Origin of the sequence: Yoonia maricola, assembly GCF_002797915.1 — a bacterium.
GTDB lineage: Bacteria > Pseudomonadota > Alphaproteobacteria > Rhodobacterales > Rhodobacteraceae > Yoonia > Yoonia maricola.
The window spans coordinates 115824-128846 of the sequence record NZ_PGTY01000004.1 but is presented as its reverse complement, the minus strand read 5'-3'; the positions used below and the strand labels follow the sequence as shown (position 1 = coordinate 128846).

Sequence of the window (13023 nt, the reverse complement as noted above, 5' to 3'; positions counted from 1 at the left end):
TTAGGGCAAATAGATCGCTTTGGCGTTGACGAATTCCTTCATGCCAAAGCCGCCGTGTTCGCGACCAAAACCAGAATCCTTCACGCCACCAAACGGCATGTTTGGATCAGCTGCACCAAATGAATTGATCCGGACCATGCCAGTATCAAAGTGGTCCCGCGCCAATTGCAGTGCTTTGTCTTCATCTTTGCTAAAGATACCACCGCCCAGCCCGTAGCGGCTGTCATTTGCGATACGCATGGCATCGGCGTCATCTTTTGCCTTGATGATTGCCGCGACAGGCCCGAAAATTTCATCATCATAGGCGGGTGTACCCGGTTGGCAATTTGCAAGCACGGTTGCTGGATAATAGTGTCCGGTGCGATCCGGGGCGGACCCGCCACACAGCACATTTGCGCCGCCTTCGATGCTTTTGCTGACCTGTTCGGAAATTGTATCAAACTGCTCGGCACTGGACAGCGGTCCAAGCTGGGTATCATCGTCTTTGGGATCACCCATCTGGACGGCCTTCATCTGTTCGACGAAGGCGCTGGTGAATGCGTCATAGACAGCCTCGGTCACGACGAAACGTTTGGCCGAAACGCATGTTTCACCGTTGTTGTACAAGCGGCCTTGCACACAGGTTTTTACGGCCAGTTCAATATCCGCGTCCTCAAGCACCAGGTACGCGTCGTTCGATCCCAGCTCTAGCACGGATTTCTTCAGGTTTTTCGTGGCAACCTGTCCAATATGTCGTCCGCCGCCATCGCTACCTGTCATGGTCACACCGCGCACGCGCTTGTGTTCGATCATCACGTCAGAGGTATCGTGGTCCGCGATCACAACCTCGAACAGCCCTTCTGGCAGTCCGGCTTTCAGGCAAATGTCATGCAGCATCAGGCCACTGCCCGTACAGATTGAGGCATGTTTGAGGATCACACCGTTACCAGCCATCAGGTTTGACGCAAGCACACGCACCGGTTGGTACACTGGAAAATTCCACGGTTGAATGCTGTAAATAACACCAATCGGCGGGTAGGTGACCATGCCACGCTTTTCACCACCGCTGTGTTTGCGATCTTCATCGGCCAAAATGTCTGGACCGTGTTCCGCTGTATATTCAAATATCTGTGCGCACAGCTCGACTTCTGTATGACCGTCACGCAGCAGTTTGCCGGTTTCTTCGGTCATTAACATCGCAAGGCTGTCGGCATTGTCGCGCAGCGCCGCGGCAATCTTGCGCAGATACGGCGCGCGGTCTGCGTGACCTTTGGTACGCCACGCAAGGAACGCTTTGTGACATTTTTCGATTTTGTCGAAAGCGACGTCTGATGTCATAACGTCGTAGGTCGCGATCGTTTCTTCGGTTGCGGGGTTGATCGTGGATATCTGTGTCATGTCAGGCACCTTCAATGGGACGTTTCATAACAAACCCATTGCGACCCGCATGGTTCCATCAATGCGATGCATGACCCAAGGTCATGGGAAATTATCCTTTGGTTTTGACGAAGGGCCCTTGGCCGCGCACAACGATTAGGTTGTCAGATATCGCGCGGCTATTTTTCTGATCCATTCACAAGTTAGTCAAACATCCCGTGAACTTCGATAAACATGCGTGTGTGCAATGCGCCTGCTGTTTCTGACGACAGGATGCATGTCCCGGCCTTCATGTGGATAACAGACCCGTCCCGATGAGGTTTAATTTCGGCAATCAGATGTGCGTCAGTCTCGGACATCTTGCCTGTCTCTTTGTTTTGGAACTTCAAATCCGTACCCTCTGTGAAACTGCGCGGGCTGTGACAGTCTCACAGATCAAAAGACCGCTCTATAAAGTATGACATATGGGGGCAGATATATTTTTGGCTAAGATCGATGGGGCCATGAACCTGCGGGCCGTCCGCCTCCCCTGCCCCGCTTCTGGCATTGACAGCAACAAAATTGGCTTCGGCTGTCTTATGTTAAATAGTCAATCAGCATCCGGTCGGTCGTCTGCGCCACGGTGCTCCATAAATCGACTTGCTGCCAACAGGCTTGCCGCGAGTATTGCGCAGATCACCGCAAACACCCCCAAACCAACACCGGACGCAAGGCCAAGTGCGCCAGCGACCCAAAGGCTTGCCGCTGTCGCCATGCCGCCGACATTCTTGTCGCCTTGGATGATCGCGCCCGCACCCAGAAAACCAAGCCCGCCGATAAGGCCTTGAATGACACGGGTTGGGTCGGCGGCCAGTTCCGCTGTCCCCATGCTGCGCGACATTTCGATTGCGGTAATCGTAAAAATTGCAGAGCCGAGCGACACCATCATATAGGTGCGTACACCAACCCGCCGCCGTCTGACTTCGCGGTCAAGGCCAAGAATACCGCCTGCCACAAGCGCAAATATAAGCCGCAAGAACCAGTCCGCTTCTGTAATGCCAATGTCCAAGGCGTTGAATATCTCGTTCATGGCGGCTCCTGCAGGTCATGCGATGCTTTGGATCGAAGCGATCTTCGCAGCGATATCCAACCTGTTGTATCTCTGCCTTACAACTACGAAGCCAACAACTCGCGGCGGTTTTCGTTCCCAGTAATGCCGGTTGGCAGACAATGCGGCCAATCAGCTTTTGTCGGTCACCTTTGATAGCACTCCGGATCGTATGCGGGAACCAAATATCCTTTTGCACGTTACCTCCCTGCCAGGCGTTGACCGCCAATAAACTAACAAAAGGAACCTACTTATGCGTATTAAAACACTTATCATCGCTACCTTGTCTGCAATGACACTTGCCGCCTGTGAAACAGTTCAAGGCGCTGGCGAAGACATTTCGAACGCAGGTGCTGCCATCAGTGAAGAGAGCCGCGACGTACAGGCTGAGCTCTAAACGTTAAAGAGATCATGTTATTCGATGGGCCGCGTTGTGCGGCCCATCATGTTCTTGCCCCCCGTTTAACAGTAAGGCACAGTTCATTGGTCTCGTCCCTCAGACATCTTTTTTTGTTCATCCTTTCCGCCTGCATCGCAACTTTGCTTGCCCTACCGGTGCAGGCGCAAACGAATACGCAAGATTCAGACACCTCAGAAGTTCTTACACCGCAAGCCCCGGTTGCGGTTGATCCGGTCAATTCTGATACAGACATTCAGAACCGGATTTCAGCGATCATTGATGCCACAGGATGGTATCAGGACATCACAATTCAGGTTCAGGAAGGTGTCGTTTTTCTAGATGGGGTTGCGGATACTGACGCACGCGAAGAATGGGTGCGGCAACTGGCGGCCAAGACAACGGGCGTTGTTGCGGTGGTCAATCGCATGACAGTCGACGAACTTGGCGCGTCCACAATCAATATCAAAACCTATTACTGGTTTGACGGATTAGAGATTTCAGCGATCAAACTAAAGTCAGCGCTGTTGCGCCTGGTGAAATCCAATTTGACCGAAGCGGGCATATCTATGCCTGATGAAGCCCGCGAGGTGATTTTCCCAGATGGCGTGCAGGTGCGGACGCAGGTCGAACATGTCGATAGCAGTGCGGCTTCGGTCGCAGCCTTGCCAGAACCTGATCAGCCACCGGCAGAGCCCGATCAAACCGGTGCCGAGGCTGATTTGAAGAACGATTTTCTACCGCCGCAATCCGATGATGATCGGTTAGAGGAAGACGCGAATGATTTACTTGCCTCACGGTAGGGTGCTCAGTGCTTAACTCTAGGGCAGAACAGTTCGCGGAACCAACGACTTGTTGGCGGGTTTTTACCATTCATGCAACTTCAACACGCGAGGTCAACTATGACACATTTTGCCCACGGTCCAATCCAACAGATTCCAACAAACAACGAAACAGTCTTTGCATTCCAAATTCATGGCCACATCGACGATGACGCCTCCGAGGCACTGGCCAAATTTATGAATGATGTCTTTGATAAACACCCCAAAGTCAGCATGCTGCTGGAAATGACCAAATTCACAGGCAGTGACTGGGATAGCATGCTAGATGGTGACGTCATCAAGTCACGTTTTAGGTCACTGCAACATGTCGCATGCTACGCCGTTGTTGGTGCACCGGACCGCGCGGCAAAGATGATTGCAGTTATGGATAAGGTCATTCCCGTCGAGGCACGCGCGTTTGATACGCACGAAATCACTCAAGCGTGGGACTTTGTCGGGGCGCAACCGATTGTCGCCTGACCGCGATGCGGGTTGCATCGTGACAACAGCGCCGTGTTCTGTACCGTCATGCAGGGTGCGGCGTGCGATCCTAACCTGTTCCCTCGGTTCCCTGCGGCGCGATTGGCAAGGGCTGTTTGAATGTCAAAGTAAGATAAGGGAATGGGATTTCTATGCCAGCGTCATCAAGCGCGCGCTTTACACCTGCAACAACTTCGTCGCGCGATGTGCGGACCTCGACCGGTTTTGATCCCGTCCACCATGCAACCTCAAAATTGATCGAGGATGACGCGAATTCCTGGGCAAAAACCTGAATCGGTTTGCTGTCTTTTTCAACCGTTTCGCATTTTTCAACGGCATGGGTGATAACGCTGCGTGCTTCGTCTACGTCGACATCATACGCAACACCGCAAATGATGGTCACGCGGCGTTTGGGCTTATCTGTGCGGATAATAACAGGGTTTTTGAACAGCATCGAATTTGGCACAATGACCAGCTGACCGTCGGTGCGTGAAATATGGCTTTCGCGGATGGCGATATGTGTCACTTCGCCCTCAATGCCCAGACATTCGATATGGTCCCCGATCCGCATCTCACGGCGGAACAGGATGATGATGCCCGCAAGAAAGTTTTCAAAGACATCTTTGAACGCAAATCCGATGGCCACCGACCCAAGACCCAACCCGGCAAGGATGCTGGCGGGGGTCAGCCCCGGAAAAACGATGACGGCAGCGATCATCAACCCGGTGACCCAGGTCATGATTGATGCCAGAAGCGTGGCAAGTTCCCGCAGGCTTGTCCGTAGTTTGGTACGCGCCATCAGACTGGAAATACCAACCCTGACGATCTTACTGACCACCGCTGTTAAAATAAGAACGACAAGAGCAACAACGATCTGTGGTGACAGCTCAATCGCTGATCGACCAATTTCGCGCAATTGCTCCATTAAAATCCCAACTGGCTCCAACAGAGTTCTCCATTTTGTGACGCATCACACCTCAACGCTTACCGCGTGATTTGGTTCACGCTATTTTTCGGGCCAACGAAGTATTCATCCCGGCCAACACGCCCAGAAACGCGAATGCGATCAATCCAAGATAGCGTTCATAGATCCCATCTATCCCTGTGGGTAGGAAAAAGAAGAATGGCGCCGATATCGTCCAGATGATCGACACGGCAACCAGACTGTGACCATACACGCGCCCAACCTGATATGCGCCGCCCGACATCAACCAAGGGGACGCGGTCATGATGACGCCCAACGCGTAGACAAGGTAGACGTGTATGACGACCCCCTCGTTATCGTTGTCGCCATACTCGTTGCGCGTACCGATCAGAAATACGATCAGCGCCATAAGCCCAACACCGATTAGACCAACGCTCCATCGTGGACCACCCAGATGAATATGTGCGGCACACAGCGCGGTCGCCAGCAAAGACCCTGCAAAGGCGCAAATGCCAATATCCACGATGAATTCATATCGCCCGGCGCCAAGGTTACTGATGGTGTCGGCCAGCCAGTCGTGATCGGGCACAACGAAATCCGCAACCAAGATGGACGTCGCGAAAATGATGCATCCGGCAATCGCAGCATAGCTTAGATATCTGGCTAGATCGGGCTGAAGTTGGCTACGCCATGTCCTATCGAAATCGACATTATTCATGGTCTTATCCACTGTAATTTACATTGAAAGACTACAACGTTTACCGGGCCGGTTTGTTCCAGTGGTGCGGTCTTATCGGAAATTCAGGAAAACGGCGGAACGATCCGCATGGCTTGGTGTTGACACGGCATCAAGGCTGGCGCGTCCAGCCATCATTCAAAACAGGAGGAAAGAATGAGAAACTTTCTAAGCACAACAGCCGTCGCACTGACAATGACAACAGCCGCATACGCGGACGGTCACACAGCGGTCTTTTCAGATGCACAGTTTGACCCGGCAATGAACATCAATGCCACCGAAATAGTCGGCATGCGGGTCTACGCATCCGAGGCCAGCATCGAAAACAACATGACCATCGCCGCTGATGGCGAAACCGAATGGGATGACATCGGCGAGATCAACGAGATCCTGTTGACCCGTGACGGTGATGTACAATCAGTGATCGTGGGCGTTGGTGGCTTTTTGGGCATCGGCGAAAAAGATGTGGCCATCAATATGTCTGAGCTGCGCTTTGTGAACGAAGAAGGCGAGACAGACGATTTCTTCTTGGTGGTCGAAGCCACGACAGTGGGTGTCCAAGATGCGCCGGCGTATGAGTATAGCCAGTTGACCAACTCCATGGGCGACGGTGACGAAATGGGTGCATGGACAGGTCCGGACATCGAAATGGACGGTTTTGCCCGCATGATGCCAGAAGACCTGACAACAGAAGATCTGACAGGCGCGCCCGTCTTTGGCGTGAATGACGAAGAGGTCGGCGAGATTGGCGAACTTTTGGTCACAGACAACGGCAAGCTTGACCGTGCCGTGATCGACGTGGGTGGTATTCTTGGTCTGGGCGAGCGTGAAGTAGCCGTATCCCTGGACGAGCTGACAATCCTGCGCATGGACGACGGTGACGACGTGCGTGTCTACATCGACGCATCCCAAGAAGCATTGGAGCAGCAGCCCGAATACGACGGCTAACTACACATCTGGGGCAAGGTGTAACGCCTTGCCCCATTTATACATTCTTTAAAGGATTTGCCTCATGATTACGACAGCGCGGCTCACCGCTCTTTTCAGTGCTTTTTTCCTTGCAACAGCATCCTCTGCTGACCAGGTCGGCAACGTTGATGTTGACTGGTTGGGCAATGACATCGTGATCGAGGCATTTTCAGATCCGCAGGTTGATGGGGTCACCTGTCACGTATCGTATTTTGAGCGTGGCCTGATCGACCGCCTGAAAAAAGGCAACTGGTTCGAAGATCCATCAAATTCAGCTATTTCTTGCCGTCAGACCGGGCCGATCGTCATTGGTGATATTGATCGCAGCGACGAGGGTGAAAGCATCTTTTCGGAACGCCGCTCAATTATCTGGAAATCGCTGTCAGTGAAACGCATCTTTGATGAGGCGAACCGCACTTTGATTTACGTGGCCCACGCCCGCGAGGTTCAGGACGGCAGCGCAAAGATGGCTATTTCCACAATCCCGCTTTACGAACCTTCCAACTAAGCGCGGGCCTCTGCTGCGTATCGTCATCGACGCCCAGATTGAAACGATGTCTTTACATTGGTGCTTCGGCAAAGAATTCTTCTGCGAATGATGGATGCACCGGTGTCGCTTTGGTCAGCGACACCGCGGGTGCTTTGGCTGCAATCAGGGCCGCCGCCAATGCGATGATGTCCTCTGCGCCGTGGGCTGCAATGGCGACCCCGGTCAACGCATCATCGTCGGCGTTGATCTGGTAAAAAGCTGTGTTGCGATTAGCGGATGACAGGACGTTTTGCGCCAATGGCGTCAGATCGCCACTGCGCAGTGTTGTACCGCTGGTGTCACCAACGAAAGCGGCAGGCGGGTACACAAAGGCCGTGGTCGCCACCAGATCAAGACTGACCGCTTCGGCATCACCGCCATGCAACATATGCGCAAGCGCTGTGCCATCAGCCGTCGCCACAGGTGTCAGCGGCAGCCGGTCGGCGATATCACCGATGGCGTAAATGCCGGGCTGGCTTGTCTCAAACCGGTCAGAGATCGCAAGCGCCCCACTGTCAGCGGTATTAAGCCTGTCGGCAAACTGGCCCAGTTGGTCAATATTGGGCGTCCGACCCGCGGCCGCGACAACGGCATCGGTCGTATCGGTCAGCCCTGACGCGCATGTATATCCAAGCGATGCGCCGTTCTGCTTTACTGCCGTCACGCCGTCATCCGTTCGGATGCGGATGCCTGATGCCTCAAGCCCCTTTTGGACATGAAGCGCCAGATTTTTGGGAAAGGTATCCAGCAGATGCGGCCCGTTATGGACCAACGTCACATCCGATCCCAGCGCATGAAAAATCGCGGCAAATTCGCAACCGATGTAGCCGCCGCCGATAATGGTGATCCTATCCGGTCGCGTCGTCCAGCCAAGCACGTCGTTACTGTTGCTAAGCAAAGCGGCACCGGGGATATCCATGTCGGCCGGGCGTCCGCCACAGGCAAGAATGATTTGATTGGCCGAATATGTCGTATCGCCGACCTTCACACAGCGCGCGTGAATGATCGTGGCCTGACCGCGCACCAGCGCAACGCCCGCATCGTCAAGATTACCCGCGTAAATGTCGCGAATATCTGCGATATGGGCATCGCGTTTCGCGATAAGCGCCGGATAGTCGATGGCTGTTTGCGTCGCGATATTCTGTGATGCAACGGCTTGCGTTGCGCGTGCGATCTCACCAGCAGACCAAAGTATTTTCTTGGGCACACAACCGCGGTTAACGCAGGTGCCGCCAAGTTCGGCGCGCTCGATAATCAAAACGCGCGCGCCAAGCTGGGCTGCCGTGGTCGCAAACGCCATACCAGCGGAACCACCGCCAATGACGATGCTGTCATATGCACGCTGTGTCATGCGTTAGTCGGCATCAGGTTTTTTGGTGTCTTCATCATTCAGATCGGTGTCTTTGGTATGATCCGGGTCACCTTTTTTGCCGGGATCGTTTTTCAGATCATGGTGCTGTTCTGAACCATTAAGTTCGGGGTGCTTTGGGCGTTCTGGCGTGGCCATGGGAATGGTCCTTCTGTTGGGGTTGTATTCAGAGGTAGGAAAAAACAGCAGGATCGCTGTCGGACATGCGCTTTGCTTGGGCCTCCATGCGGGCGCGTACCTCTGCGGGCGACATATCCATGGGGCCTTGCACCGCGCACGGATAGCGAAACGACTTACCTTTATTTGTAATGTCGATGCGGCCTTCGAACGCGCTGTTTGCGGGATTGTACCAAATGTTCTTGATCTCGGTGGCCATTGCTTTTCTCCTGGTTGTTGCAGAACAAACAAACAGCGGACCAAATGGTTCCTTTGTTTCAGGCAGTTGTGGGCTCTGGTGCGCTGTGGCGCGACAGCCAGTACAGCGCGAAACCACCAACAGCGATGCCCGCCACCGCATTCGCCGCAGCGATGGCATAGAAAACGGCATCCGACGTTGCGAACTGAGCGGCAATGAACGACAGCGGCACGTAAAGGACGGCCGTGCGCACCAAATAAAGACCCAAGCCATAGTGTGACCGACCCAAAGCATTGAATGCGCCCGCACTGATGATCACCACGCCATACCCCCAGATGCTAAGAGGCACGATTGTCAGATAAGACGTCGCGGCTGCGATCACGTCCGCATCCTGCGAAAAAACGCCGACAATCGGTGTTGCTGCAAACCAGAAAAACAACGCTAGGACTGCGGCCCAAGCGGCGCAGACAGCATAGCTAAAGCGTAGCGCTTCTGCGACGCGGTCGCACTTTCCGGCGCCCCAATTCTGACCCGAAAAAGGGCCGATGGCCGACGACAGGGCAAGCATGGGGATGACAGAAAGCGATTCAATCCGTGTCGCCACACCAAATCCCGCAACAACCACCTCGCCAAACGCTGCAATCAGTGCGGTGACAACCGCGATCCCGATTGGATTGACGGCATTGCCGATGGACGCGGGCACACCAACGGCAAGAACGCGTTTCCAGGATTTCGCAAGAACGGACATTTTTGGCAGTGTGAGGTCCAGCATTTTTTCGCGCAATGCCACCAGGGCGAATGCACCAAAAACGGTCACAAGCCATGCGATCAAAGTGCCAATCGCGGCACCCTCGATGCCGAAGGCGGGCACAGGGCCAAGCCCAAAGATAAACACAGGCGTGATTGCGATATTTGTCAAAGCAGAACTGACCATTACAACGCTGGGCCAAAACGTATCACCCACCGCGCGCACGATAGAATTTGCGACAATTGGCACGACCAACAGCGGGATGGCAAGAAACCAGATGCGCATATACCGCCCGATCAGATCCAGCGTTTCGCCAGTTGCCCCCAACAGGGTAAACAGGGGGTCGATCATGAAAAACCCGACAGCAGCCACAGCCATAACCAAGATAAGGGCCAGTACCAGACTGTCTGTCGCCAGACGCTTAGCATCATCACGCGCGCCTGCCCCGACAGCACGCGACACAACCGACGACGCGCCCGCGCCAAGCCCGATTGCTAAGCTTGAAACCGTAAGCGTAACCGGAAAGGTGAATGATAATGCGGTCAGTTCCTGCGTACCCAGTTGTCCGACATAATAGGTATCAATCAGCGACACCGATATGACGGCAATGATGCCAAAAACCATTGGCCCGGCCAGTTGAAGTAGTTTTTGCCAAGTTGGTCCGGCGGTTAAGTCACGTTTATCAGCCACAGGTTGTCCTCTCAAAGCGTCACACGACAACGCCCTTGATCCTGAAAGGTTCACCAATCTTGTAAAAAACCTAGCAAGCGCTGTTCAGTGACGCGCAGTCCGTCGGTTGTGACTGGCGTGAAATCGGGTGCTGGTTGACCGGCCAAGTCTATGATTGCAGGGTGGATATAGCTGTTGCGCGCAATTGTGGGGGTGTTGTGCAAGACATCTGCGGCGGCGGTGGCCATCTGCGTGATTGTTGCTGGCCCCGCGCACGCGACCTCAAACGCAGCACAACTACCGATCCAAGTACGGAACGATTTTGCAGTCGCGCCGTCAATGCCCGCCGCTTCAGCAATGTAGGTATTCAATGCGCCAGACGTCAGCGTCTGCGGCGCACCTGCACTATCGACCCAGGTCAGAACGGTCCGACCAGGCAGGTCTGTCAGATCGTCCAGAATGCCCGCCAGTTTGGCATCCTTCATCGTTTGCTGCACCTTTTGGCCGCCCTTGGCGTCGTAGCGCAGTTCGATTTCGCTGCCCGCGATATCAATGTGTTTTTCGCGTAAAGTCAGCGCACCGTAGCTGCCGTTCTCCTCTGCATATTGTGGACTGCCGAGACGAATGGCCGTCCGATCAATCAGTGTCACTGCCGCAGCAAGCGCATAGTCGCGTGTTCCCGTTTCGGCCGCCAGATCACGTTGCAGTCGGCGGCGCAGGCGTGGGAGGCATGCGCCAAAATCTGCAAGACCGTCAAACTTTGCCTCTGCTTGGGCTTCCGTCCACGATGGGTGGTATATGTATTGCTTGCGCCCCTTTGCATCGCGACCCGTGGCCAGCAAATGGCCAAGCGGATCAGGGCAGTACCAGACGTCCGTGTACGCTGGGGGAACCGCCAATGACTTGAGCTGTGCACGCGTCGTTGCATCGCGCAAGGTGGCGCCGTCCAAATCAAGATAGGTAAACCCCCGACCGCAGCGTCGGCGACCGTAGCCCGGCAGCGTATCGGGATAATAGACAAGCGCTTCAGCACTCACGCTTTGCGAACCTCAGACGACAGCTTAAGAACTTTTGTGCCGTCGTCCTGGCTGATCTCAAGTGCCGGGTCGTCGCTTGATCCGTTGCGGGTCACTTCTGATCCTTTGATTGTGCGAGTGATTGAGGATGCGTGCGTTTTGTCGACTTCGCCTGTCGCCGTGCCGTTGCCCCAATCCCATTCCACTTTATCGCCTGATTGATAGCCCATGTGTACATCTCCTTTTCGTGGGTCCAACGATAAACGCGAGGGTACGTCACTTGGTTCCCTAGCTGTCAGACGTAAGCATGGTAATCTCATCCTTGATGACCTGACGATCTTCGTCGCGTACAACATCTGCCAAGTTGTTTAACAGTGTCAGGGCGTGTTCCAGCACCAACGCATCAGGTTTGATGTACTGGCGGCATAATGGAAAACTTGCGGCAAAAAGCCGGGGGAATGTCAGCGGTTTGAACGTGATGCGCGGCAAAGACCTGTCTTTGATTCCGTCCTTGTACGTACTGGCCACCGTCAGTGCGGCCGCAAGTCGGTTCAAGCAGTCTTTTGCGGTATAGGGATCGTTTACACCCGGCGACAACGCGCGGGCGATCATTTCTACCAGCTGTTCAGCTAGAAATGTCGGGTTTTGGTTTTCGGTCCGACCTGCGCCAATAGCGTAGCATTCAAGGATCTCCTTGGCGTCAGCCTCATTTTCCTGTGTCCCAGTCCAAACTTCGAAGACTGGAGTCTGTTCGGTGACAAATGCGCCAATTGAGGCCGCAAGGTTGACCCGAAAGTCATAATCATCGGCCAATTTTTCGAGTTGTGAAAAGTTGACCGTTTGTATGTAGCCCGATGCACCGGCCGTCAGCGTGATATCAGGCGCACGGTCGGGCGGGGTCACATACCGAGCCTTCTCGTCTTGGTCGTCGATCAAATCGCGGACATGGCGTTCTAACGCTGCACCAATGCTGGCCGAAATCTGCGAAACATTGATGGTCTCGGGCACATGGTGAACGAAATATATCAGTGTAAAGACGCAAAGCAAAGTCAGGCCAAGCGCGAGCAACAGGGAATAATGCGGCACAAATTGCGCCGCCCCCCCTTCGAAATCATCCTGAACTGTCCGCAAAACGACCAACGCATAGACAAAGGTGGCGATTAGGATGCCAAGGCTCCACTGATTACCACGGTCGCGCATGAAGTTGCCGATCAATCGCGGCCCAAAGTTACCCGATGCAAATGACACAGCCACAAGCGTCATTGAAAACATCACACCTGTGACACCAATAATAGACTGGGCAATGACGGCCAGCATCGATCTTGCGCCGTCGGCTTGGGTGTCCAACCACCCGCGGGGCACATTAAACGGGACAACAGAGGGCTTGCGGTCGACCCAGATCATGCCGCTGGCAAGCAGCAACCCCAAAAGCACCAAAAGAGACGGCAAAAACCAATAGCTTGCCCGAATATCCTGTAGCAACTTGAACAGATATGCTCTTTTTCCCACCCATGCCCCCTTGCGACACAAATGCGTGTCCACTCTATGAAACGATTACGGAACCAA

17 protein-coding genes are annotated in these 13023 nt (G+C 54.1%); 5 read left to right on the top strand and 12 right to left on the bottom strand.

Annotated features, from left to right (window positions below):
• The 3 genes from BC777_RS17455 to BC777_RS17445 form a co-directional block, all read right to left on the bottom strand.
• Positions 1 to 1377 (bottom strand): NAD-dependent succinate-semialdehyde dehydrogenase, encoded by a 1377-nt coding sequence (locus BC777_RS17455; protein ID WP_100369501.1) that lies wholly within the window; start codon positions 1375 to 1377, stop codon positions 1 to 3.
• Positions 1378 to 1559: 182 nt separating this feature from the next.
• On the bottom strand, positions 1560 to 1715 hold the full coding sequence (locus BC777_RS19415) for a hypothetical protein (protein WP_168769211.1): 156 nt from the start codon (positions 1713 to 1715) through the stop codon (positions 1560 to 1562).
• Between the two features lie 230 nt (positions 1716 to 1945).
• Positions 1946 to 2425, bottom strand: coding sequence for an MgtC/SapB family protein (locus tag BC777_RS17445; protein ID WP_100369499.1), 480 nt, complete (start codon positions 2423 to 2425; stop codon positions 1946 to 1948).
• A gap of 271 nt (positions 2426 to 2696) precedes the next feature.
• Here BC777_RS17445 and BC777_RS17440 point away from each other — a divergent pair, with 271 nt between their 5' ends.
• From BC777_RS17440 to BC777_RS17430, 3 genes are all read left to right on the top strand, one after another.
• Positions 2697 to 2840, top strand: a complete 144-nt coding sequence (locus BC777_RS17440) for an entericidin A/B family lipoprotein (RefSeq protein ID WP_100369498.1) — start codon at positions 2697 to 2699, stop codon at positions 2838 to 2840.
• Positions 2841 to 2953: 113 nt separating this feature from the next.
• Positions 2954 to 3643 carry a BON domain-containing protein gene (locus BC777_RS17435; RefSeq protein WP_245834457.1) on the top strand — a complete coding sequence of 230 codons (690 nt, stop codon included), beginning with the start codon at positions 2954 to 2956 and terminating at the stop codon, positions 3641 to 3643.
• A gap of 99 nt (positions 3644 to 3742) precedes the next feature.
• On the top strand, positions 3743 to 4141 hold the full coding sequence (locus tag BC777_RS17430) for a SpoIIAA family protein (RefSeq protein WP_100369496.1): 399 nt from the start codon (positions 3743 to 3745) through the stop codon (positions 4139 to 4141).
• Between the two features lie 70 nt (positions 4142 to 4211).
• Here the strand turns inward: BC777_RS17430 and BC777_RS17425 are convergent, their stop codons facing one another.
• Both BC777_RS17425 and BC777_RS17420 read right to left on the bottom strand, forming a co-directional pair.
• On the bottom strand, positions 4212 to 5066 hold the full coding sequence (locus BC777_RS17425) for a mechanosensitive ion channel family protein (RefSeq protein ID WP_100369495.1): 855 nt from the start codon (positions 5064 to 5066) through the stop codon (positions 4212 to 4214).
• 76 nt (positions 5067 to 5142) lie between these two features.
• Complete coding sequence (locus tag BC777_RS17420) at positions 5143 to 5784, bottom strand: DUF998 domain-containing protein (RefSeq protein ID WP_100369494.1); 642 nt, start codon at positions 5782 to 5784, stop codon at positions 5143 to 5145.
• A gap of 174 nt (positions 5785 to 5958) precedes the next feature.
• On the opposite strand from BC777_RS17420, the gene BC777_RS17415 reads away from it, so the two are divergent.
• Both BC777_RS17415 and BC777_RS17410 read left to right on the top strand, forming a co-directional pair.
• A complete protein-coding gene (locus BC777_RS17415; protein ID WP_100369493.1) occupies positions 5959 to 6750 on the top strand; it encodes a PRC-barrel domain-containing protein in 792 nt (263 codons plus the stop codon).
• A 64-nt stretch (positions 6751 to 6814) separates the two neighbouring features.
• A complete protein-coding gene (locus tag BC777_RS17410; RefSeq protein WP_100369492.1) occupies positions 6815 to 7279 on the top strand; it encodes a CreA family protein in 465 nt (154 codons plus the stop codon).
• 52 nt (positions 7280 to 7331) lie between these two features.
• On the opposite strand, the gene BC777_RS17405 is transcribed toward BC777_RS17410, so the two are convergent.
• From BC777_RS17405 to BC777_RS17380, 7 genes are read right to left on the bottom strand one after another with little or no spacing between them, the layout of a single operon-like run.
• Positions 7332 to 8651, bottom strand: coding sequence for an FAD-dependent oxidoreductase (locus tag BC777_RS17405; protein ID WP_100369491.1), 1320 nt, complete (start codon positions 8649 to 8651; stop codon positions 7332 to 7334).
• A 3-nt stretch (positions 8652 to 8654) separates the two neighbouring features.
• Complete coding sequence (locus tag BC777_RS19410; RefSeq protein ID WP_168769210.1) at positions 8655 to 8807, bottom strand: hypothetical protein; 153 nt, start codon at positions 8805 to 8807, stop codon at positions 8655 to 8657.
• A gap of 28 nt (positions 8808 to 8835) precedes the next feature.
• Positions 8836 to 9045 (bottom strand): orotidine 5'-phosphate decarboxylase, encoded by a 210-nt coding sequence (locus BC777_RS17400; protein WP_100369490.1) that lies wholly within the window; start codon positions 9043 to 9045, stop codon positions 8836 to 8838.
• Positions 9046 to 9103: 58 nt separating this feature from the next.
• Positions 9104 to 10462: an MATE family efflux transporter gene (locus BC777_RS17395; RefSeq protein ID WP_100369489.1), complete on the bottom strand. Its 1359-nt coding sequence runs from the start codon at positions 10460 to 10462 to the stop codon at positions 9104 to 9106.
• 50 nt (positions 10463 to 10512) lie between these two features.
• The gene (locus BC777_RS17390) at positions 10513 to 11478 is read right to left on the bottom strand and encodes a DNA topoisomerase IB (protein ID WP_100369488.1); all 966 of its coding nucleotides are present in this window, start codon (positions 11476 to 11478) and stop codon (positions 10513 to 10515) included.
• On the bottom strand, positions 11475 to 11687 hold the full coding sequence (locus tag BC777_RS17385) for a hypervirulence associated TUDOR domain-containing protein (RefSeq protein WP_100369487.1): 213 nt from the start codon (positions 11685 to 11687) through the stop codon (positions 11475 to 11477). The genes BC777_RS17390 and BC777_RS17385 overlap by 4 nt, the downstream gene beginning before the upstream one ends.
• A gap of 58 nt (positions 11688 to 11745) precedes the next feature.
• Complete coding sequence (locus BC777_RS17380; RefSeq protein ID WP_168769209.1) at positions 11746 to 12966, bottom strand: DUF2254 domain-containing protein; 1221 nt, start codon at positions 12964 to 12966, stop codon at positions 11746 to 11748.
• Positions 12967 to 13023: the final 57 nt, after the last annotated feature.